At 65.0% G+C, this 22,352-nt stretch carries 15 protein-coding genes; 12 read left to right on the top strand and 3 right to left on the bottom strand.

The genetic code is table 11. From position 1 onward, the window contains the following. The first annotated feature begins 1 nt into the window (after window position 1). From pbpC to AC0WRY_RS17890, 5 genes are all read left to right on the top strand, one after another. Complete coding sequence (gene pbpC / locus AC0WRY_RS17910; RefSeq protein WP_371746085.1) at window positions 2-2,224, top strand: penicillin-binding protein 1C; 2,223 nt, start codon at window positions 2-4, stop codon at window positions 2,222-2,224. Between the two features lie 50 nt (window positions 2,225-2,274). Next, complete coding sequence (locus tag AC0WRY_RS17905; protein ID WP_194402148.1) at window positions 2,275-4,017, top strand: ArnT family glycosyltransferase; 1,743 nt, start codon at window positions 2,275-2,277, stop codon at window positions 4,015-4,017. A gap of 1 nt (window position 4,018) precedes the next feature. Beyond that, window positions 4,019-4,864: a phosphatase PAP2 family protein gene (locus AC0WRY_RS17900; RefSeq protein ID WP_194402147.1), complete on the top strand. Its 846-nt coding sequence runs from the start codon at window positions 4,019-4,021 to the stop codon at window positions 4,862-4,864. A 66-nt stretch (window positions 4,865-4,930) separates the two neighbouring features. Next, a complete protein-coding gene (locus AC0WRY_RS17895) occupies window positions 4,931-5,668 on the top strand; it encodes a glycosyltransferase family 2 protein (RefSeq protein WP_194402146.1) in 738 nt (245 codons plus the stop codon). Further along, window positions 5,665-6,003, top strand: coding sequence for a lipid-A-disaccharide synthase N-terminal domain-containing protein (locus AC0WRY_RS17890; RefSeq protein ID WP_038957186.1), 339 nt, complete (start codon window positions 5,665-5,667; stop codon window positions 6,001-6,003). Before AC0WRY_RS17895 ends, AC0WRY_RS17890 begins: the two co-directional genes overlap by 4 nt. 9 nt (window positions 6,004-6,012) lie before the next feature. On the opposite strand, the gene AC0WRY_RS17885 is transcribed toward AC0WRY_RS17890, so the two are convergent. Both AC0WRY_RS17885 and metC read right to left on the bottom strand, forming a co-directional pair. Next, entirely contained in the window at window positions 6,013-7,704 is a 1,692-nt protein-coding gene (locus AC0WRY_RS17885; RefSeq protein WP_194402145.1) for a Na/Pi cotransporter family protein, read from the bottom strand. A 179-nt stretch (window positions 7,705-7,883) separates the two neighbouring features. Continuing rightward, complete coding sequence (metC, locus tag AC0WRY_RS17880) at window positions 7,884-9,068, bottom strand: cystathionine beta-lyase (RefSeq protein WP_194402144.1); 1,185 nt, start codon at window positions 9,066-9,068, stop codon at window positions 7,884-7,886. A 392-nt stretch (window positions 9,069-9,460) separates the two neighbouring features. Between metC and AC0WRY_RS17875 the strand changes: the two genes are divergently transcribed. The 7 genes from AC0WRY_RS17875 (at window position 9,461) to AC0WRY_RS17845 (ending at window position 21,046) form a co-directional block, all read left to right on the top strand. After that, complete coding sequence (locus AC0WRY_RS17875) at window positions 9,461-10,477, top strand: amino acid ABC transporter substrate-binding protein (RefSeq protein WP_194402143.1); 1,017 nt, start codon at window positions 9,461-9,463, stop codon at window positions 10,475-10,477. 24 nt (window positions 10,478-10,501) lie between these two features. Continuing rightward, on the top strand, window positions 10,502-11,707 hold the full coding sequence (locus AC0WRY_RS17870) for an amino acid ABC transporter permease (RefSeq protein ID WP_194402142.1): 1,206 nt from the start codon (window positions 10,502-10,504) through the stop codon (window positions 11,705-11,707). Then, window positions 11,704-13,224, top strand: coding sequence for an amino acid ABC transporter permease (locus tag AC0WRY_RS17865; RefSeq protein ID WP_194402141.1), 1,521 nt, complete (start codon window positions 11,704-11,706; stop codon window positions 13,222-13,224). Before AC0WRY_RS17870 ends, AC0WRY_RS17865 begins: the two co-directional genes overlap by 4 nt. 11 nt (window positions 13,225-13,235) lie before the next feature. After that, window positions 13,236-13,973, top strand: a complete 738-nt coding sequence (locus tag AC0WRY_RS17860; protein ID WP_194402140.1) for an amino acid ABC transporter ATP-binding protein — start codon at window positions 13,236-13,238, stop codon at window positions 13,971-13,973. A 100-nt stretch (window positions 13,974-14,073) separates the two neighbouring features. Then, a complete protein-coding gene (locus AC0WRY_RS17855) occupies window positions 14,074-16,314 on the top strand; it encodes a tetratricopeptide repeat protein (RefSeq protein WP_194402139.1) in 2,241 nt (746 codons plus the stop codon). Between the two features lie 115 nt (window positions 16,315-16,429). After that, complete coding sequence (locus AC0WRY_RS17850; RefSeq protein ID WP_194402138.1) at window positions 16,430-18,673, top strand: O-linked N-acetylglucosamine transferase, SPINDLY family protein; 2,244 nt, start codon at window positions 16,430-16,432, stop codon at window positions 18,671-18,673. 135 nt (window positions 18,674-18,808) lie between these two features. Beyond that, window positions 18,809-21,046, top strand: coding sequence for an O-linked N-acetylglucosamine transferase, SPINDLY family protein (locus tag AC0WRY_RS17845; RefSeq protein WP_194408307.1), 2,238 nt, complete (start codon window positions 18,809-18,811; stop codon window positions 21,044-21,046). Between the two features lie 60 nt (window positions 21,047-21,106). Here AC0WRY_RS17845 and AC0WRY_RS17840 read toward each other — a convergent pair whose 3' ends face one another. Further along, window positions 21,107-22,141 (bottom strand): cysteine synthase A, encoded by a 1,035-nt coding sequence (locus AC0WRY_RS17840; RefSeq protein ID WP_194402137.1) that lies wholly within the window; start codon window positions 22,139-22,141, stop codon window positions 21,107-21,109. Window positions 22,142-22,352: the final 211 nt, after the last annotated feature.

Here is a 22,352-nt window from a genome sequence, read left to right as displayed (position 1 = left end):
AATGAGCGCAACGGAGCCGCATACTCAGTCGTCACGCCCGGGCAAGAGCGCGAAGCGCGTCTTCGCGCAGATGCCCCGGGCATCCACGGCCGCACGGGCGGTGGGCGACGGCGTGGATGGCCGGGTCAAGCCCGGCCATGACGGTCAGAGAGGGCGGTTTGCCTTTCGGGTCCTGTCGGTCGCTGCGTTCACCTTCATCCTCGCCATCATCGGCTTGGTCGGCTGGGTCTACTCTCTCGGCCCTCTGCCCCTCGACGAAGCGCGACAAGTCTCCACCACGATCGTCGATCGCAACGGCAAGCTGCTGCGCGCCTATGCGATGGCGGATGGCCGCTGGCGGCTGCCGGTCGATGCCAAGGCCAATGTCGACCCGACCTACCTGAAATTGCTGCTCGCCTATGAAGACCAGCGCTTCTACGCCCATGATGGTATCGACCCGCTGGCGCTGGGGCGTGCTGCGCTCCAGCTCACGACGCGCGGCCACATCGTCTCGGGCGGCTCGACCATCAGCATGCAACTCGCCCGGCTGATGGAGCCGCGGCGGCAGCGTTCGCTCTATGCCAAGCTGCGGCAGATGGTGCGTGCGATCGAGATCGAGCGAACCCTGAGTAAGGAACAGATCCTCGATCTCTATCTCGCGCTCGCGCCTTATGGCGGCAATCTCGAGGGCATCCGCGCCGCCTCGATCGGCTATCTCGGCAAGGAGCCGAAGCGTCTGTCGCTGGCCGAAGCCGCGCTGCTGGTGGCGCTGCCGCAATCGCCGGAGACGCGCCGGCTCGACCGCCATCCCGAGGCCGCGCGCAAGGCCCGCGACCGCGTGCTCGACCGCATGGTCGAGGAGCAGGTGGTCAGCGCAGACGACGCACGGCAGGCCAAGGCCGTGCCTGTACCGAAACTGCGCAAGCCGATGCCGATCCTGGCGCCGCATGCGTCTGACACTGCGCTATCGACGGTCAAGGACAAGCAGGTCATCAAGCTCACGCTCGATGCGAACTTGCAGAAGGTGCTGGAGCCGCTGGCGCGCGACCGCGCCCTTGCACTGGGCGCGAACATCTCGGTCGGCATCATCGTGATCGACAATGAGAGCGGCGACGTGCTCGCCCGCGTCGGTTCGGCCGATTATTTCGACGAGAGCCGGGCAGGGCAGGTCGACATGACCCGCGCGATCCGTTCGCCGGGCTCGACGCTGAAGCCCTTCATCTACGGGCTCGCCTTCGAGGACGGCTTCGTTCATCCGGAAAGCCTGATCGACGATCGTCCCGTCCGCTTCGGTTCGTACGCGCCGGAAAATTTCGACATGACCTTCCAGGGCACGGTGCCCGTGCGGAAGGCGCTGCAATTGTCGCTGAACGTGCCGGCGATCGTGCTGCTCGACCGCGTCGGCTCGAGTCGGCTCGCTTCGCGGCTGCGCCAGGCCGGCGGCAATCTCGTGTTGCCCAAGGACGAAGCGCCGGGGCTTGCCATGGGGCTCGGCGGCGTCGGCGTGACGCTGCAGGATCTCGCCCAGCTCTACGCGGGCTTCGCCCGTCTCGGCACCACAAAGCCGCTGCGCGAGGTCATGGCTGATAAGGACGACCGCGAGCCGCTCCGGCTCTTGGATCAGGTCGCGGCCTGGCAGGTCGGCAACGTGCTGTTGGGAACGCCGCCGCCCGAGAACGCCGCGCACAACCGCATCGCCTTCAAGACCGGCACCTCTTACGGCTATCGTGACGCCTGGTCGGTCGGGTTCGACGGCCGGATGACCATCGGCGTCTGGGTCGGGCGGCCCGATGGCGCGCCGGTTCCGGGCCTGATCGGACGCGTCGCCGCGGCCCCGATCCTGTTCGATGCCTTTGCCCGCACCGGCAAGACGCTGGTCCCGTTGCCGAAGCCGCCTAGGGGAACCCTTGTTGCCAGCAACGCCAAGCTGCCGCTGCCGCTGAAGCGGTTCCGCCCCGTCGGCGAGTTGGTGCGGACCGGCCGCGAGCAGACGCTGCACATCCAGTTTCCGCTGAATGGTTCGCGGATCGATGTCGATCGCTCCGGAGGGCAGGAGAGTGCGGCAATGCCGGTCAAGGTCGCCGGCGGCGTTCTGCCCATGACCGTCATGGTTAACGGCACGGCGCTCGGCGAGATCGACGGCCGCCGCCAGCGGCTGATCGATCCACCCGGTCCCGGCTTTGCGCGGCTCACCGTGATCGATGCCACTGGCGCCGCGGACACAGTCGTCATTCGAATTCAATGAACCTGCCTCAAGCGGTTGTGGCGATGACGGTTTCAGCGTAAGCGGAACCAATGGCCGAGACCTATCCAGCCCCCCGTTTTGGAGCGCCCCGCGAGCCGAAATCGCCCGCAAATCCGGGCAGCCGGCTCGTGCGCATGCTCGATGTCGTGACAGTCAGCCACGCCCGCGCCGTCGCCTTCCTGCTGCTTTGCGCACTGCTGTTGTTCCTGCCGGGCTTCTTCACGATCCCGCCGATCGATCGCGACGAGGCGCGGTTCGCCCAGGCCACCAAGCAGATGGTCGAGAGCGGCGACTATGTCGATATCCGCTTCCAGGAGGACGTCCGCTACAAGAAGCCGGTCGGCATCTACTGGTTGCAATCGGCGACGGTGGAAGCGGCCTCGATGCTCAAGCTGCCGAAAGCCGAATTGCGGATCTGGGTCTACCGGTTGCCGTCGCTGTTCGGGGCGATCGGCGCCGTGCTCATGACCTATTGGGCCGCGCTGGGCTTCGTCACGCGGCGCGCCGCGGTGCTGGCGGCGCTGATGATGTGCGCTTCGGTGCTGCTTGGCGTCGAGGCGCGGCTCGCCAAGACCGACGCGATGCTGCTGCTCTGTGTGGTCGCCGCGATGGGGGCGATGGCGCGGGCCTATCTGTCCTGGCAGCGCGCCGAGGACGAGACCCATCCGCCCTGGAGCTGGCCCGCGATCTTCTGGACCGCGCTTGCCGTTGGCATCCTGATCAAGGGTCCGCTGATCCTGATGTTCGCAGGGCTGACCATCGTCGCGCTGGCGATCCAGGACCGCGACGCCTCCTGGCTGTGGAAGCTGCGCCCGGTCTGGGGCCTGATGTGGATGCTGGTGCTGGTGCTACCCTGGTTCGTCGCGATCTTCTGGCGCGCGGGCGATGCCTTTTTCGCCGATTCCGTCGGCGGCGACATGCTCAGCAAGTTGGGCGCCCAGGAATCCCACGGCGCGCCGCCCGGCCTTTACCTGGCGCTGTTCTGGATCACGTTCTGGCCCGGCGCGCCGCTGGCGGCGATGGCGGCGCCCGCGGTGTGGCGGGCGCGGCGTGAGCCCGGCGCGCAGTTTCTGCTGGCCTGGCTGATCCCGTCCTGGATCGTGTTCGAGGCGGTGCTGACCAAGCTGCCGCATTACGTGCTGCCGCTCTATCCGGCGATCGCCATTCTCACCGCAGGCGCCGTGGAGCGGCGCGTGCTGTCGCGTTCCTGGCTGATGCGTGGTTCGGCCTGGTGGTTCGCGATCCCCGCGGCCGCATCGATCATCGCGGTGGTCGGCGCTGTGATGCTGACGCGGCAGCCGGCCTTCGTGGCCTGGCCGTTCATCGCGGCGTCCCTGATCTTCGGCCTGCTTGCCTGGTGGCTCTACGACAACAATCACGCCGAGCGCTCGCTGCTCAACGCACTGGTTGCGGCTTTGATGCTGGCGGTGACGGTGTATGGCATCGTGCTGCCCTCGCTGGTGCCGCTGTTTCCCAGCATCGAGGTTGCCCGCGCGCTCCGCAACGTCACCTGCGTCGGGCCCAAGGCGGCGGCGGCGGGCTATCACGAGCCGAGCCTCGTGTTCCTGACGGGCACCCAGACGCTGCTCACCGACGGCTCGGGCGCGGCGGATTTCCTGCGGCAGGGAAGCTGCCGGTTTGCGCTGATCGAGCAGCGCTCGGAGCGCAGCTTCGTGCAGCGTGCCGAGGCGATCGGACTGCGCTACAAGGTCGGGACCCGTATCGACGGCTATAATTTCTCGCAAGGCCGCGCGATCTCGATCGCGATCTTCCGTTCCGAAGGCACCGAATAGGATGCCTGTTACGACCAGCCCCGCGCCGCGTCCGGGCTATCCCGCGCAATTGCTCGCCGTCTCGAAGCAAGCGCTGGCGCAGCTCGTTCGCACGCCCTCGCATTCACGCCGCGCGGAAGCCGCGCGAAAACTGGCGCGGCATTCGCTGTGGCTCAGCGCGGCAGGCGCAGCCCTCGTCATCGTGCTGATGGTCGCCTTCGACCAGACCGAGATCCAGTTGATGCCCGCGCGCGGCACGCCCAGCCTGTGGCCGATCCGCATCCTCACCGATTTCGGCAAGGACGAGTATCTGCTCTCGGTGCTGGGGGCCGCGCTGGTGGTGTTGGCGCTCGTTGCGGCAGGACTGCACGGGACTCGCCGCGCGCTGCTGCTAGGTCTCGGCACGCGGCTGCAATTTGTGTTTCTGTCGATTGCCGTGTCGGCATTCGTTGCCGAGATCCTGAAATACATCGTCGGTCGCGGACGCCCCTTTGTCGGCGGCAAGGCCAATCCGTTCAACTTCGTCCCGTTCGAGGGGACGGGGGCCTATGCCAGCTTGCCGTCAGGCCATGCCGTGGCCGCGTTCGCGCTGGCCTTTGCGGTATCGGCATTGTGGCCACGCCTGCGCGTGTTCATGTTCACTTACGCAATCGTGATCTTGCTGACGCGGCTGGTGCTGGTCGCGCATCACCCGAGCGACGTCGTGGCCGGCGCCCTGATCGGCACGGTCGGCGCCATGGCAGTCCGCTACTGGTTCGCGGCCCGAAGGCTGGGCTTTGCCATCCGCGCCGATGGCACCATCGTGCCGCTTACGGGAGCGGTCTCGGGACGCCTCAAAAGGGTTGCCCACGGGGCATCCGCCCCATAAAAGCGGCTGCCTGCCGGGGCCGCCGGTTCCCCGAAGGGCAGGCCAATTCCAACCACGAGTCTCGATTTGTCGACGTCCCAGCCTTCGGTCTCCATCGTCGTTCCCGTGCGCAACGAAGCCGACAACATCGCGCCGCTGATCGCGGAGATCGGCGCGGCGCTCGACGGCCGCTGGGCCTACGAGATCATCTATGTCAACGACGGCTCGACCGATGCGACCGGCGAACGGATCGCGGCGCTGATGGCGCAGCGGCACAATCTGCGTCAGCTCCGCCATGCCAGATCGGGCGGCCAATCCGCGGCCGTGCGCAGCGGCGTGCGCGCGGCGCGCGGGACGATCGTGGCGACGCTCGACGGCGACGGCCAGAACAATCCGGCCTTCCTGCCCGACCTGATCGCCGCGGTCGAGAAGGGCGCAGGGCGCGTCGGCCTCGCTGCCGGACAGCGCGTCGGACGCAAGGACACCGGCTTCAAGAAATTCCAGTCGCGCGTGGCCAACGGCGTCCGCAACGCCATCCTGAAGGACGGCACGCGCGATACCGGCTGCGGGTTGAAGGCATTCCGGCGCGAGGTTTTCCTGATGATGCCCTATTTCGATGGGCTGCATCGCTTCCTGCCGGCCTTGGTCCGCCGCGAAGGCTACGACATCGCCTATGTCGACGTGATCGACCGGCCGCGCCATTCCGGCGTGTCGAACTACGGCTTCTTCGACCGGCTGTGGATCGGCATCATGGATCTCGCCGGCGTGTGGTGGCTGATCCGCCGCAAGAAGCCGACACCAGATGTGACTGAGGTGAACGCATGATCATCCAATACGGTCAGGCGCTGAGCAATTATCTCTACGACGTCTTCGTCGCCAAGTTCGATTTCTGGCTGGCATTCGGCCTCGTCGCGCAGCTGTTCTTCACCGCGCGCTTCCTGGTGCAGTGGATCGCGAGCGAGCGCGCCGGCAACAGCGTGGTGCCGATGGCGTTCTGGTTCTGCTCGATGGGCGGCGGGCTGATGACGCTGGTTTACGGCGTCGTGAAGCGCGAGCCGGTCATCATCCTCGGACAAGCCTTGGCGACGATCATCTATATCCGCAACATCATGCTGATCATCAAGAACCGCGGCAGGGCCTCGAAGACGCTGGAGCGCTGAGCAGAGGCGCTAGCGCGGCAACGCCGAGGCCGCGCCCGAGGCGGGCAGGGCGGCCGTCTCCGCCTCGGTCCTGCGATAGGGCACGCCCGCCGCGTCCAGCACGGGGTAGGCGACCGAGCAGATATGCGAATGGATGCGCCTGAGGTCGCGCAGCACGTCGAGATGCAGCGACGTCGTTTCGATGGTTTCAGGGCGGCCCTCGCGCAGGCGGTCGAGATGGCGCTCGACCGCGGCAAGCTCGGTGTTGCGCAGCGCGGTTTTCTCCACCAGCAGCTTGCGCGCCTCGTTGGCGTCGCCCGACATGAAGACGCCGAACGCGATCCGCAGCGAATCCATCGTGCGCTTGTGGAAGGCGGCGAGCTCGTCGGCCCCTTCCGCCGAGAACTGGAAGCGCCGCTTGATCTTCTTGGTCGCGAGCTCGCTCAGGCTCTTGTCGATGATGTCGCCGATATGCTCGAGGTTGATGGCGAAGGAGATGATCTCCATCGCGCGCCGTCCTTCGCTCTCGTCGAGGCTGCCCCGCATCAGCTTGGTCACATAGAGCTTGATGGCCTCGTCGAGACCGTCGACGAAATTGTCCATCTTCGAGACCTGGTCGACCAGCGCACGATCGCCCGTCATCATCGCGGCCATCACCTTGCGCAGCATGACCTCGACGAGATCGCCCATGCGCAACGTCTCGCGGGCGGCGTCGGCGAGTGCCAGCGACGGCGTCTCCAGCGCGGTTTCGTCGAGATAGCGCGGCTTGGCCGGGTCGGCCTCCTGCACGCGATCCGGCAAGAGGCGGGTGAGCAGGCGCGACATGGCGTCGAGCAGGCCGATGAAGAGGACGGCCGTACCGACATTGAAGGCGATGTGGAAGGCCGCCGTCATCTTGGCCAGATCGGGCTGCCAGGCGTGCATGTGCTCGGCGATCGGGCCGAGGAACGGCAGGACGAGCGCGATGCCGACCACGCGGTTGACGAGATTGCCGACCGGCAGGCGGTAGCTCGCGGGATCGTCGCGCTTGGCGCCCTCGAAGACGGGATTGATGGCGCTGCCGAGATTGGCCCCGAGCACCAGCGCCAGCGCTGCGTAGGGCGTGATGAATTGCGAATAGGCCAGCGACATGATCAGGAGCACGCTGGCGACGCTCGAATGCACCGCCCAGGTGACGAGGGCGGCGATGACGATGCACAAAATGGGATCGCCTGTGATGGCCGACATCACGACGCGGACGCCGGGCGCGTTCTCGGCTGGCGCCAGCGTGTCGAGCAGGATGTGCAGCGAGAGCAGCATCAGGCCGAGGCCGATGCAGACGCGGCCGATGTCCTTGATCCGCGAGCGCGGGCCGGAGCGGAACGCGACGAGGCCGAGCACGAACAGGACCGGCGCAACGGCTGCGATGTTGAACGACAGCACCTGCACGATCAGCGTCGTGCCGACATTGGCGCCCAGCATGATGGCGAGCGCGGCGGCGAGGCTGACAAGGCCTTCGGCCGCGAACGAGCTCGTGATCAGGGCGGTCGCCGTGCTGCTCTGGAGCAGCGCGGTGAGCCCGAGGCCGGCAGCAAAGGCGCTGACGCGATTGCTCAGCGCCTTGCCGAGCAGGCGCCGCAGGTCAGGGCCGAAAGCGCGCAGAATGCCGCTGTGGACCATATGCAGGCCCCACAACAACAGCGCCACGCCGCCCATAAGATCGAGCAGAACCAACGTTCCCATGCTCCGTCTGTCCGGATGAGAGTCGATTGGTGAGGCTAGCGCCAAATGCCTGGGGATCAAACCATTTGTTGGCGCGTCGGCGTTAACGTTTACAGGTGGCTGACGCTCCCGCGGCGCACGTCAGTGCGTCCGCTTCCGTCCGTTGCCGCGTGCGCAGGCGCAATGCCCTGTGAGCAAGCTCACATTGCTGCTTTGAGGGCAGCAAAGCCGCGATCGAGATCGGCCTTGAGATCGTCGACGCTCTCGAGCCCGATGTGCAGGCGCAGGGTCGGACCGCCCGGCGACCATTTGGTCGCGGTGCGATAGGCGTCGCAGTCGAAGGGAATCGCAAGGCTCTCGAAGCCGCCCCAGGAAAAGCCCATGCCGAACAGCTTGAGCGTGTTGAGCATGGTGTCGACCGCCTTCTGCGGCGCCGGCTTCAGCACGATGCTGAACAGGCCGGATGCCCCGGTGAAGTCGCGCTTCCAGATGGCGTGACCGGGATCGGTCTCCAGGCCCGGATGCAGCACGCGCGCCACCTCGAGTCGGCCGGCGAGCCAACGCGCCATGTCGAGGCCGGAGCGATGATGCTGCGCCAGGCGCACCGACAGCGTGCGCAGGCCGCGCAGCGCGAGGAAGACATCGTCGGGGCCCGCGCAGACCCCGAGCAGGCGGATGCCTTCGGAGACTATCGGCCATGCCTTGGCATTGGCCGAGATCGTGCCGAACATGATGTCGGAATGACCGCCGATATATTTGGTCGCGGCCTGCATGCTGATGTCGACGCCCTGGTCGAGCGAGCGGTGATAGAGCGGCGTCGCCCAGGTGTTGTCGTCGATGACGAGCGCGCCGCGGGCATGCGCCACCTCGGCGATGGCGCGAATGTCCGGCATCTCGAACGATTGCGAGCCCGGCGCCTCCACCAGCACCGCACGGGTGTTCGGCTTGAACAGCTTCTCGATGCCGGCGCCGATCAGCGGATCGAAGTAGGTGGTCTCGACGCCGTAGCGGACCAGCATGCCGTTGCAGAAATTGCGCGAGGGCCGGTAGACGTTGTCGACGACCAGAACGTGGTCGCCGGCCTTCAGCACCGAGAGCAGGGTGGTGGAGATCGCCGACAGCCCGGACGGCACGATGCCGACGCCGGCGCATTGCGGCCCCTCCAGCGCCAGCAGCGTCTCCTGGAACGCCTTGGTGGTGGGGGAACCGTGCCGGCCATAGGTGAACTCGCCGCGATGGGCGTGCAGATCCTCGGCGGTCGGATAGAGCACGGTCGAGCCGTGGAAAACCGGCGGATTGACGAACCCCTTCTGCGCCTTGGTGTCGCGGCCGGAGGTGACCAGCCGGGTCTCGGCCTGCTGCTCTTGGGGGTGCGAGGAATCCATGCGTCTGCTTTCAAAACCGCGTTTCCGCTCGGGCGTGGCGCCTGAGGGGCCGGCCGAAAGGCCGCTGACGTTAATAACAGAACACAGAAGAGTCCCGTCAACCCCTTGACCCGGCACGCCAGTCGTTCTGAGATGCGCAGGTGCTATTCAGTCGCCGCATGTTGAGGGGCCTGCCGCGACCTTCGATCCATCGTCTGACCGAACCTTGCGCCACAGCCGAACAACAGGGCGGGCGCCAGCGGCGGGGATTAAGGTATGGCCTCCCGGGATCGGCGAATGTTCGGCAAGGTTTTCCAGCATGACTCTTGCAGGGCTGGTCTTGATACGCCCGGCCCGGCAGGGTTGATCCTGAGACAACGTTCCTTGAGACGACTTTGAAAGGCCCAAAGCCCATGAAACGCGTAACCCTGGCTATCACTTTTGCTCTCGCCGCCGGTCTGTCCGCCCAAACCGCTGATGCGCAAACGCTCAAGACCGTCAAGGACCGGGGCATGCTGTCCTGTGGCGTCAGCCAGGGCCTGCCGGGCTTCTCCTCGCCCGACGACAAGGGCAACTGGACCGGCCTCGACGTCGACGTCTGCAAGGCGATCGCCGGGGCGATCTTCAACGATGCCAGCAAGGTCAAGTACGTGCCGCTGTCCGCCAAGGACCGTTTCACCGCGCTGCAATCCGGCGAAATCGACGTGCTGTCGCGCAACACCACCTGGACCATCTCGCGTGACACCTCGCTCGGCGCCAACTTTACCGGCGTGACTTATTATGACGGGCAGGGCTTCATGGTGAAGAAGTCGCTCAAGGTGAATTCGGCGCTCGAGCTCAACAGCGCCTCGGTCTGCGTGCAGACCGGCACCACCACCGAGCAGAATCTCGCCGACTACTTCAAGGCCAACAACATGAAGTATGAGGTGATCGCGTTCGGCACCAACGACGAAACGGTCAAGGCCTATGAGGCCGGGCGCTGCGACGTCTTCACCACCGACCAGTCCGGCCTCTACGCCAATCGCCTGAAGCTCGCCAATCCCAATGAGCACATGGTGCTCCCCGAGATCATCTCGAAGGAGCCGCTCGGCCCGATGGTGCGCCACGGCGACGACCAATGGTTCGACATCGTGAAGTGGTCTCTGTTCGCGATGCTCACCGCCGAAGAGCTCGGCGTGACCTCGAAGAACGTCGACGAGAAGGCCAAGCTGGAAAATCCCGAGATGAAGCGCGTGCTCGGCACCGACGGCAATTTCGGCGAACAGCTCGGGCTGACCAAGGACTGGGTGGTGCGCATCGTGAAGGCGGTCGGCAATTACGGCGAGGTGTTCGATCGCAATGTCGGCGCAGGCTCGCCGCTCGGCATCAACCGTGGCCTCAACAATCTCTGGAATAAGGGCGGTCTTCAGTACGCGCCGCCGATCCGCTGACCGCCCTCCGCTGGCAGCGGCAGCATGACCACCGAGGCCCGAAAACCGCCGCCCCAGATCGCGCTGAAGATCAGGCGCCTTCTGGGCGGCAAGGCAGGCTGGAACGGCATCGCCGTCCAGTTTGCCTTTGCGGCGATCCTGGGCTGGATCGGCTATGAGATCGTCTCCAACGCCCGCGCCAACCTCGAAAACCAGCACATTGCCGCCGGTTTCGGCTTCTTGCGCAACAATGCCGGCTTCGACGTCAACCAGACCCTGATCTCCTATACCGGCTCGGACACGTTCCTGCGCGTGTTCGTGGTCGGACTTTTGAACACGCTCATCGTCTCGGTGGTGGGTATTTTCTTCGCCACCTTGATCGGCTTCATCGTCGCGCTGTGCCGGCTCTCGCCGAACTGGCTGCTGTCGCGCGTCGGCGAGATCTATGTCGAGATCATCCGCAACCTGCCGCTGCTGTTCCAGATCCTGTTCTGGTACCTCGCGGTGCTCGCGGCCCTGCCCAATCCGCGGCAGAGCATCTCGCTGTTCGGCATTGCCTTTGTCAGCAATCGTGGCCTCGTCGTCCCCAGCCCGATCGGTGAGAGGGGCCTCGAGCCGTTCCTGGCGGTGCTGGCGCTCGGCATCGTCGCGTCCTTGGCCTTGCGCTTCTATGCCCGGCGCGCCTTATTCCAGGAAGGGCGGATGATCCGCATCTGGCCCTATGTGCTGGGTCTGCTGGTCGGTTTGCCGCTTGCCACCATGCTGGTGTCGGGTTTGCCGTTCACGTTCGAGCTGCCGCAGCTGAAGGGCTTCAATTTCGCCGGCGGCTCGCGCATCATTCCGGAGTTCGTGGCGCTGACGCTGGCGCTGTCGACCTATACCGCCGCCTTCATCGCCGAGATCGTGCGCGCCGGCATCCTGTCGGTCCACAAGGGGCAGATGGAGGCGGGATCGTCTCTGGGCCTCAGCCGCGGCACCACGCTCCGGCTGATCGTCGTACCGCAGGCCATGCGCGTGATCGTGCCGCCGCTGACCAACCAGTACCTCAATCTCACCAAGAACTCGTCGCTGGCGGTCGCGATCGGCTATCCTGACCTCGTCTCCGTGTTCGCCGGCACATCGCTGAGCCAGACCGGGCAGGCGATCGAGATCATCGCCATGACGATGGGCATCTATCTGCTGATCTCGCTGCTCACCAGCGCGATCATGAGCGTCTACGGTTGGCGCGTCAGCCGGAGTTTGGGCGCATGAGCGATATCGCCTCCAGCAGCTTCGTCCGTCAGGACCTGCTCACCGAGCGTCCTGCGCCGGTGAAGACCACGGGCTTCGTCGGGTTGATGCGGACGCGCCTGTTCAACTCGCCGACCAACATCCTGCTCACCATCGTGGGCGCGCTGCTGCTGTGCTTCACCATCGTTCCCTCGGTCAAGTTCCTGATGGTCGATGCGGTGTGGAGCGGCAAGGATCGCGCGGCCTGCCTCACGGAGAACGCCGGCTTTGCGGTCGGCGCATGCTGGCCCTACATCCAGGCCAAGCTGCCGCAATTGATCTACGGCTTCTATCCCGAGGCCGAGCGCTGGCGGGTGAACCTCACATTCGTGCTTGCGGTGATCCTGCTGGTGCCGCTGCTCGTGCCGCGTCTGCCGGCAAAGGGGCTCAACGCCAGCCTGTTCTTCCTCGCCTTTCCGGTGGTCGCGTTCTTCCTGCTGCACGGCGGCGGCATCAAGGGCTTTGGCCTCAGCTGGACGGCTGACGTGCTGCAGCTATTCGACGAGAGCATCGTCAATGCCGGCCAGGCCCTGCTCAATCTCAGCAAGACGTCCGCCGTCGCCCCGCTGCTGTGGGTCGTCGGCCAACTCGTCGTGCTGGTCGGCACGGTGATTTCCTGGCTGATCTTTCCGCTGACCTGGCTGCGCGACGAGATCCAGGGCACGGGCCAGTCAGTCTGGACCGATTTCGTCGTCACGTCCCTGGTCGTGTCGCTGATCGCGTTTGTCCTCGGCGGCGGCCTGCGGACGGGATGGAACGCGCTCGGATCGAGCATCGCCACCTTCATCGCCATCGCCGCCGTCATCAAGCTGATGGGGCTCGACCACGGCGGATTGCCGGTCGTGGCGACAAATCTGTGGGGCGGCCTGCTGGTGACGCTGGTGGTCTCCGTCACCGGCATCGTCACCTCGCTGCCGATCGGCATCGCGCTGGCGCTCGGCCGGCGTTCCACGATTCCGCTGATCCGGATCTTCTCGATCGCCTTCATCGAGTTCTGGCGCGGCGTGCCGCTGATCACCGTGCTGTTCTTCGCCACCTACATGCTGCCGCTGTTCCTGCCGGGCAACTTCACCGTCGACGGCCTCGTCCGCGCGCTGATCGGCATCGCGCTGTTCACGGGCGCCTACCAGGCCGAGAACGTCCGCGGCGGGCTCGCTGCGATCCCGCGCGGGCAGGGCGAGGCCGCGGCGGCCCTGGGACTGTCCTGGTGGAAGACGACCTCGCTGATCGTACTGCCGCAGGCGCTGCGTCACGTCATTCCGAACCTCGTCAACAGCTTCATCTCCCTGTTCAAGGACACCTCGCTGGTCTCGATCGTCGCGCTGTTCGACCTCTTGGGCTCGCTTCGCGCCTCGTTCTCGGATCCGAAATGGTCGACGCCCTCGACCGCGTTCACGGGCTTTGCCTTCGCCGGGATCATCTACTTCATCTTCTGCTTTGGAATGTCGCGCTACTCGCTGTTCGTCGAGCATCGCCTCAACGCTCACCGTCGCAACTGATCGAGGTCCCCATGTCAGACCCCATCGTCAAGATTTCCGGCCTCAACAAATGGTACGGCGACTTTCACGTGCTGCGAGACGTCGACCTCGATGTCCGCAAGGGCGAGCGCATCGTGATCTGCGGGCCCTCGGGCTCCGGCAAGTCGACGCTGATCCGCTGCATCAACGCGCTCGAGGAATTCCAGGAGGGCGAGATCGTCGTCGACGGCATCGAGCTCGGGCCCAACCTCAAGCACGTCGACGCCGTGCGCCGCGAAGTCGGCATGGTGTTCCAGAGCTTCAATCTGTTCCCACACCTCACGGTCCTCGACAATTGCACGTTGGCACCGATCTGGGTGCGCAACATCCCGAAGAAGGACGCCGAGGCGACCGCCATGAAGTTCCTGGAGCGGGTCAAGATCCCGCATCAGGCCAACAAGTTTCCGGGACAGATGTCCGGCGGCCAGCAGCAGCGCGTCGCCATCGCCCGCGCCCTGACGATGAATCCGAAGGTCATGCTGTTCGACGAGCCGACCTCGGCGCTCGACCCTGAAATGGTCAAGGAGGTGCTGGACACCATGGTGGACCTCGCCGGGGAGGGCATGACCATGCTGGTCGTCACCCACGAGATGGGTTTTGCCCGCGAGGTCGCCAACCGCGTGGTGTTCATGGATGCCGGCCAGATCATCGAGGCCAACACGCCCAACGAGTTCTTTGCGGCGCCTCAGCACGCCCGCACGAAACTGTTCCTGAGCCAGATTCTGCGGTGAACGCCCTGCATTCCCAGACCTCGCAGGTCTAGCCGCCCCACCAGCTTGGCACCATCCGAATCAGCTTTGCGTCCTTTCGGGCCATCCCCGGAGAGAGACCTTGCAGAGCAGTGTCGGCGCGCGCGCCTACCAGAATACGCGATTGGCAAAGAAGTTGAGGAAGCAGGCGGACGCCGTCATGTCCTTGGCGGTGGAGGCGCTCGGGCAGGGCAGATTTACGGAAGCCGAGACGCTCTGCCGCGAGATCGTGAAAGAGGTTCCGGACCACTTCCACGCCACGCACCTGCTCGGCCTGCGCGCCTATGAGGGCGGGCGGCTCGAGGAGGCGCGGCGGCTGCTTGAACGCGCGGTCGAGCTCGATCCGCGCTCGCCTGATGCCCATGGCAATCTCGGGGCCGTGTATTTCGCGCTCGATAAGTTCGAAGGCGCCCGCGCCTGCCAGGAGAAAGCCATTGCACTGAAGCCGAATTGTCCGATCACCCTGACCAATCTCGGCAATACGCTGCTGAACCTCGGCCTCGGCGAACAGGCGATCGGATTGCACGAACGAGCGGTCAGGCTGCGACCGGACTATGCCGATGCATTCTGCAACCGTGGCATGGCAGAGCTGATGATCGGCCGCTTCGCGCGCGCCAAGGAGAGCTTCGACCGCGCCCTCGTGTTTCAGCCGCGGCATGCGGAAGCGCTCGCCGGCAAGGGCATGGTGTGCATCGAGCTTCGGCACTACGCGGAGGCGGAAGCCGCCCTCGCGGCAGGGCTGGCGATCAAGCCGGGTTCACCTCGGATTCTGGCGCAGCGCGGACGGCTGAACTTCGATCTGTACCGGCTGGAGCAGGCGGCGGTCGACTTCGATGCAGCGCTGGTGCAATCGCCGCGGCTCGAGCTTGCGCTGCGCGGGAAGGCGCAAGTCAACCTTCTGCTGGGGAACACGACGCAGGCGATTGCGGCCGTCAAGACCCTGCTCGAAGACAATCCGCGATCCGATTACGCAATCGTGCTTCTCGGCGCCTGCCATGCGAACCGGGGCGACGTCGCGACGGCGCTCGAGCATCTCGACGCGGCGCTCGAGATCTCGCCGGATTATGCGGATGCCATCGCGCGCAAGATCTTCATCCTGGATTATCTGTCGGAAGCCGATTTCACGGTCCAGCAAGCGGTGCGGAAATCCTGGTGGGACGCGATCGGTGCCCGGCTGCCGCAAAGGACACTGCAGCCCCCTCAGCTCGATCCGGACCGGCGGATCGTCGTCGGCTATGTCGCGTCGGAGTTCAGGAACCACTCGGCAGCGTTCGCCCTATTGCCGGTGCTGCGCCATCATGATCACACGAGGTTCGAGATCGTCTGCTATTCCTGTTGGCCGTTACAGGACGAGATCACCGAGAGGTTCAGGTTGCTCGCAGACGTCTGGGTCGACGCCGCGCAGCTTTCGGACGAGGAACTGGCCGATCGCATCCAGGCCGACCAGATCGACATTCTGATCGACGTGTCCGGACACACGGCCGGCAACAGGCTCGGCGTCTTTGCCCGCAAGCCTGCACCGATCCAGGTGACGGGTTTCGGCCACGCCACAGGCACGGGCCTTCAGACCATGGACTACGTACTCGCGGATCCCACCTTCATTCCGCAATCGGCCCGGCATCTGCTGGCCGAAAAAGTCCACGATCTGCCGTGCCTTATCACGATTGATCCAATCCTGGATGTGCCGCCTTCGGATCTTCCCATGCTCCGCAACGGCCATGTGACCTTCGGCGTGTTCAATCGCATCTACAAGATCTCGGATGAGGCGATCCGGGTGTGGTCGAAAGTGATGCGCGAGGTGACGGGTTCGAAGATCGTCATCAAGCACGGGCTGCTCGATGATCCGCTGTTGCGCGACGGCCTGATCGCGCGGTTCGTGGCCCACGGCATAGCCGAAGAGAATATCACTTGCCTCGGCTCGACCACGCGCCACGAGCATCTGCTGGCCTTTGCGAAGGTCGACATCTCCCTCGACACGTTCCCGCAAAATGGCGGCATCAGCACCTGGGAATCCCTCTATGCGGGCGTTCCCGTCGTCGCCAAGCTCGGCAAGGGCGCTTCGGCGCGGGCCGGCGGCTCCATCGTGGCGGCCGTCGGCCTCGATGATTGGGTCGCCGAGGATGACGACGGCTATGCCGCGATCGCATGCAAATACGCGGCGCAGCCCGCTCACCTGGCGAGGTTGCGCGCTGATCTTCCGAGGCGGATCGCAGCCTCGCCCGCCGGCAACGTCGAGTTCTACACGCGAGAGGTCGAAGCGGCCTACCGCGGGTTCTGGCGCGATCATTGTGCCGGCGCCTCGAAACGCGGCGAGACGGCATAGTCCGATCTTGCGCTGAGCCCCGGGAAATCCCGGGGGCGATGTTGGTCCGCTGGACCGAACGGCCAGGGGCGCGAATCAGCTAGACTCGGCCCAGGGCATCCTCCGGAGAGACACCTTGCAGAACAGCGGCGGCGGCAATCGCGCGTTCCAGAATGCGCGATTGCAGAAGAAATTGATGAAGCAGGCCGACGCCATCATCGCCGCTGCGGCGAACGCCTATGGCCAGGGGCGATATGCCGAGACCGAGGCGCTGTGCCGTGAGATTCTGAAAGCCCTTCCGGATCACGTCGATGCCATCCACCTGCTCGGCATGTGCGCCCATGACGGCCGGCGCCTCGAGGAGGCGAAGGAGCTGCTGGAGCGCGTGATTGCGCTCGATCCGCGCCTGCACGATGCCCACAACAACCTCGCGACCGTGCACTTCGATCTCGGCAATTACGAGGAGGCGCGGCGCTGCCAGGAGAAGGCGATCGCGCTGAAGCCGAATTTCGTGGTCGCGCTGACCAATCTCGGCAACACGCTGATGCATATGGGGCAGTACGAGCAGGCGCTCGAGACGCACGAGCGCGCCATCAAGCTGAAGCCGGATTATGCCGATGCGCTCTGCAACCGTGGCATGGTCGAGATCGTGCTCGGGCAGGTCATGCGCGCCAAGGAGAGTTTCGATCGCGCCTTGCTGTTTCAGCCGCGTCACGCTGAGGCCATCGTCGGCAGCGGCATGGTCAGCATGGAACTCCGGCACTACGATGAGGCCGCCGCCAAGTTTGCCACGGCGCTTGCGATCAAGCCGGGCGCGCCTCGGATCCTGGCCCAACGCGGGCGGCTCAGTTACGAGCTGCAGCGCCTGGAGCCCGCGCTTGCGGATTTCGAGGCGGCGCTCGCGATCTCGCCCAAGCTCGAGCTGGCGCTCCGGGGCAAGGCCCAGACCTGCCTCGTGATGGGAAAGACCGCGCAGGCGATGGCGGCCGCGACGACCCTGATCGAGCGAAATCCGCGCTCCGAAATGGGAATGGCGCTGATGGGCTTCGCTTATTCGAACCAGGGCGACATGGACGCCGCGATCGAATATCTCGATCGCGCGCTGGCGCTCCGACCGGACTATGGAGATGCGATCAGAGGCAAGATCTTCCTGGAGGACTACCGCGCCGAGGCCGATTTCGTGGTCCAGCAGGCGGTGCGAAAATCCTGGTGGGATCAGATCGGATCCAAGGTGGCGCGACGGCAGTTGCCGAAGCGGCCGCTCGATCCAGACAAGCAGATTACCGTCGGCTATGTCGCGGCCGAATTCCGGCAACACTCGGCGGGACTCACCCTGCTGCCAGTGCTGCGCCATCATGATCACGCCAGGTTCAAGATCATCTGCTATTACTCATGGCCGGGAGCGGACGAGTACACCGCCAAGTTCAAATCATTGGCTGACGTCTGGGTCGATGTCTGGGGACTTTCGGACGACGAGCTCGCCGATCGTATTCAGGCCGACAATGTCGACATCCTGATCGATGTTTCGGGACACACGACCGGTAACAGGCTGCAATGCTTCGCACGGAAGCCGGCTCCGATCCAGGCCACGGGCTTCGGTCACGCGACGGGCACGGGCATGCCGACGATGGACTATGTGCTCGCGGATCCCATCTTCATTCCGCCATCGGCCCGGCACTTGTTTCCCGAGAAGATCCACGATCTGCCGTGCCTGATCACGATGGAGCCGGTCACCAACCTGCAGCCCTCCGAGCTGCCCATGCTGCGCAACGGCTACGTCACCTTCGGCGTGTTCAACCGCATCTACAAGATCTCGGATGATGCGATCCGTGTCTGGTCGCGCATCATGCGGGAGGTGCCGGGATCGAAGATCATCCTCAAGCATGGTCTGCTCGATGATCCGCTGCTGCGCGACAGCCTGGTCGCACGCTTCATCGCGCAGGGCATTGCCGAGGAGAGCATCACGTGCCTCGGCACCACCTCACGCGACGACCACCTGATGGCTTTCGACAAGATCGACATTTCCCTCGACACCTTCCCGCAGAATGGCGGCATCAGCACCTGGGAATCCCTCTACAAGGGCGTTCCCGTGGTCGCCAAGCTCGGCATCGGCGCGTCCTCGCGTGCCGGCGCCTCAATCGTGGCGGCCGTGGGCCTCGGTGACTGGGTCGCCGAGGATGACGACGGCTATGTCGAGATCGCCCGCAGGTTTGCCTCGCAGCCCGAACATCTGGCGAAATTGCGTGCGGGCCTGCCGGCCCAGATCGCAGCCTCGCCCGCCGGCAATGTCGAGATCTACACGCGCGAGCTCGAAGCGGGCTACCGCAAGTTCTGGCGCGACTATTGCGCCGCGGCCTCCGAAAGCGGCGACGCTGCATAGACCGGCCGGACGCGCCACGCGGTTCCGGAACCGGTTGCCGTGCCCCGGATATCGTGACGGACCTCCGGTCGTACCGACCGGCCGGCCCGGGACACGAATCAGTTAGACTCGCTACGAACCATCTTTCGGAGAGATATCTTGAGCAGCGCCGGCGCGCGCGCATTCCAGAATGCGCGGTTGCAGAAGAAGTTGAAGAAGCAGGTCGACGCCATCATCTCCGCCGCGGCGAGCGCCTATGGCCAGGGCAGGTACGCGGAAACCGATGCACTCTGCCGCCAGATCCTGCAAGCCATTCCGGATCATTTCGACGCCACGCATTTGCTCGGCGTGTGCGCTCAACAGGGCGGGCGCCTCGAAGAGGCGCAACAGCTGCTCGAACGCGCGATCGCGATTGATCCTCGTTCACACGAGGCGCAAAGCAATCTCGCCTCCGTCTACTTCGCCCTTCAGAAACTGGAGGCGGCCCGAGCCTGTCAGGAGAAGGCGATCGCGCTGAAGCCGAACTTTACGCCGGCCCTGGCCGGCCTCGGCAACACCTTGCTCCAGATGAGCCTGCCCGAGCAGGCGATCGAGATGTACGAGCGCGCGATCAAGCTGAAGCCCGACTATGCCGACGCGTTCTGCAATCGTGGTGTCGCTGAGCTGGCGCTGTTTCGGTTTGACCGCGCGCGGGAGAGCTTTGATCGCGCGCTGTTGTTTCAGCCGCGCCACGTCGAGGCGCTCATCGGTAAAGGCATGGTCAGTATCGAGCTGAGGCGTTACGACGAGGCGGAAGCCGCGCTCGCAGCCGCGCTCGCGATCAAGCCGGATTCGGCGAAGATTCTGGCGCAACGCGGGCGCCTCAACGCGGCACTGTCGCGGCCGGAACAGGCCGCTGCGGATTTCGATGCGGCACTTGCACTTTCGCCGCGGTTTGAAGTGGCCTTGCGCGGAAAGGCGGAGGCCTCGCTCAGCATCGGAAACACCGCGCAGGCGATCCTGGCCTGCACGACCTTGCTCGAGCAAAATCCACGTTCCACGATCGCAATGGCGCTGCTGAGCTCCTGTTTTGCCAATCAGGGAGAGATCGCCTCCGCAATCGAGCATCTCGACGCGGCGTTGGCGATCGCGCCGGACCCGGACTTGATGGCGCGGAAGATCTACTTTCTGGACTTTCTCCCTGAGGCCGATTTCACGATCCAGCAGGCAACGCGAAAGTCCTGGGGCGAAGCGATCGGCGCCCGGGTGCCGCAAAGGAAGCTCGCACCCCGGCAGATCGACCCCGACAGGCGGATCGTGATCGGCTATGTTTCGTCCGAATTCTGGTACCACTCGGCGGCGTTCGGCCTGCTGCCAGTGCTGCGCCATCATGATCATGCCAACTTCGAGATCGTCTGTTATTCGTGTTCGCCGACACGCGACGCTGTGACAGCCGAGTTCAGGGCGACGGCGGACGTCTGGGTCGATGCCTGGCAGATGTTCGACGACGAACTGGCCGATCGTATTCAGGCCGACAAGGTCGATATCCTGATCGACGTGTCCGGGCATTCGTCGGGCAACAGGCTCCAGGTCTTCGCCCGCAAGCCGGCTCCCATCCAGGTCACGGGCTTCGGACACGCGACGGGAACGGGCCTTCGGACCATGGACTACGTGCTAGCGGACCCCGTCTTCATTCCGCAACCGGCGCGGCCTCTGCTGGTCGAAAAGGTCTTTGACCTGCCATGCCTGATCACGACCGATCCGATCCTGGATGTGGCGCCTTCGCAGCTTCCCATGCTCCGCAACGGCTATGTCACGTTCGGCGTGTTCAACCGCGTCAACAAGATCTCCGACGACGCCATCCGCGTCTGGTCGAAGGTGATGCGCGAGGTGACCGGATCGAAAATCATCATCAAGCATACCCTGCTCGACGATCCGTTGGTGCGCGACGGCCTCCTCGCACGATTTGTGGCGCACGGGGTTGCCGAGGAGCAGATCATCTGCCTCGGCTCGTCGGATCGCGCCGAGCATCTGCGGGCCTTCGCGCTAGTCGATATTTCGCTGGATCCATTTCCGCAGAACGGCGGCGTGAGCACCTGGGAATCCCTCTATGCGGGCGTTCCCGTCATCGCCAAGCTCGGCATCGGTGCCTCCTCGCGTGCCGGCGCCTCGATCGTGACCGCCGTTGGCCTTGGTGATTGGGTTGCCGAGGATGACGAGGGCTATGTCGAGATCGCCCGCAGATTTGCCTCGCAGCCCGAGCATCTGGCGAAGTTGCGCGCGGAGTTGCCGGCCCGGATCGCAGCCTCGCCTGCCGGCAATGTCGAGATCTACACGCGCAAGGTCGAGGAGGGCTACCGCCAGTTCTGGCGCGACTATTGTGCCGCGGCTGCGGAACGCGGCGAGGTCGCGTAAACCGGCCGAACCGCGCCCGGTTTGCGAACGCGCGCGCCCCGACCCGAGGGCGCGTGACGATCACACGAAGGGCGGCTTGATGTTGCTGCGCTTCTCCAGCCACTCCGGCACGGGCAGGTTCTTGGCGCGCATGAAATCCGCGTTGAACAATTTCGACTGATAGCGGCTGCCGGAATCGCACAGCACCGTGACGATCGTCTTGCCGGGCCCGAGCTGCTTGGCGAGGCGCATCGCGCCGACGATGTTGACTCCGGTCGAGCCGCCGAGGCAGAGGCCTTCATGCTGCAGCAGTCCGTAGATTGCCGTGACGGCTTCCGCGTCGGGAATGAGATAGGCGTCATCGACCTTCGCGCTCTCGACGATGGCGGTCGCGCGGTTGAGGCCGATGCCCTCGGTGATCGAGCCGCCCGGGGTCGCCTTGGCATCGCCGGTCCTGAAGTATTCGTACATGCCGGCGCCGTGAGGATCGGCGCAGGCGATCCGCACATTCTTGTTCTTCTCTTTCAGATAGCGGCTGGTGCCCGCGAGCGTACCGCCGCTGCCGACCGAGCAGACGAAGCCGTCGACCTTGCCGCCGGTCTGCTCCCAGATCTCGGGTCCCGTGGACTCGTAATGCGCCTTGGCGTTGTCGAGGTTGTTCCACTGGTCTGCGAACAGCACGCCGTTGGACTCGATCTTGCGCAGCTCATCGGCGAGACGGCGGCCGACATGCTGGTAGTTGTTGGGATTGGCGTAGGGAAGGGCCGGGACCTCGATCAGCTCGGCGCCGCACAGCTTGAGAAAGTCCTTTTTCTCCTGGCTCTGCGTTTCCGGAATCACGATCAGCGTGCGGTAGCCGCGCGCACTCGCGACGACTGCGAGTCCGATGCCGGTGTTGCCGGCGGTCGATTCCACCACGAGACCGCCGGGCTTGAGCTCGCCGCGCTTCTCGGCCTCCAGGATCATCCATTTGCCGGCGCGGTCCTTGACCGACTGGCCGGGATTCATGAACTCGGCCTTGCCGAGAATGGTGCAGCCGGTCAGCTCCGAGGCGCGCTTCAGCTTGATCAGCGGGGTGTTGCCGATGGCTTCGACAACGTCGTTTCGAATGCTCATGTCAGGGAAATCGCTACTAAGGGGGTTGATCTGGTTGGTCAGAACCTAGTGCTTGGGGGACCAAAGGGGAAGGCTTTTGCGCTGCGGCGAAACCAGCTGAAGCTCCTGTCCCAACAACGATATTCTGTTGAGGCGAGATCGTTGCCGGTGCGCCGGGGCGCGCGGTGGGATATCGCTAGGAGGAAATGACTGAGGTCCCGAAGGAGCACGA

The sequence above is a fragment of the Bradyrhizobium sp. T-12 genome (genome assembly GCF_058314695.1).
This window is presented reverse-complemented; position numbering and strand designations above follow the sequence as displayed.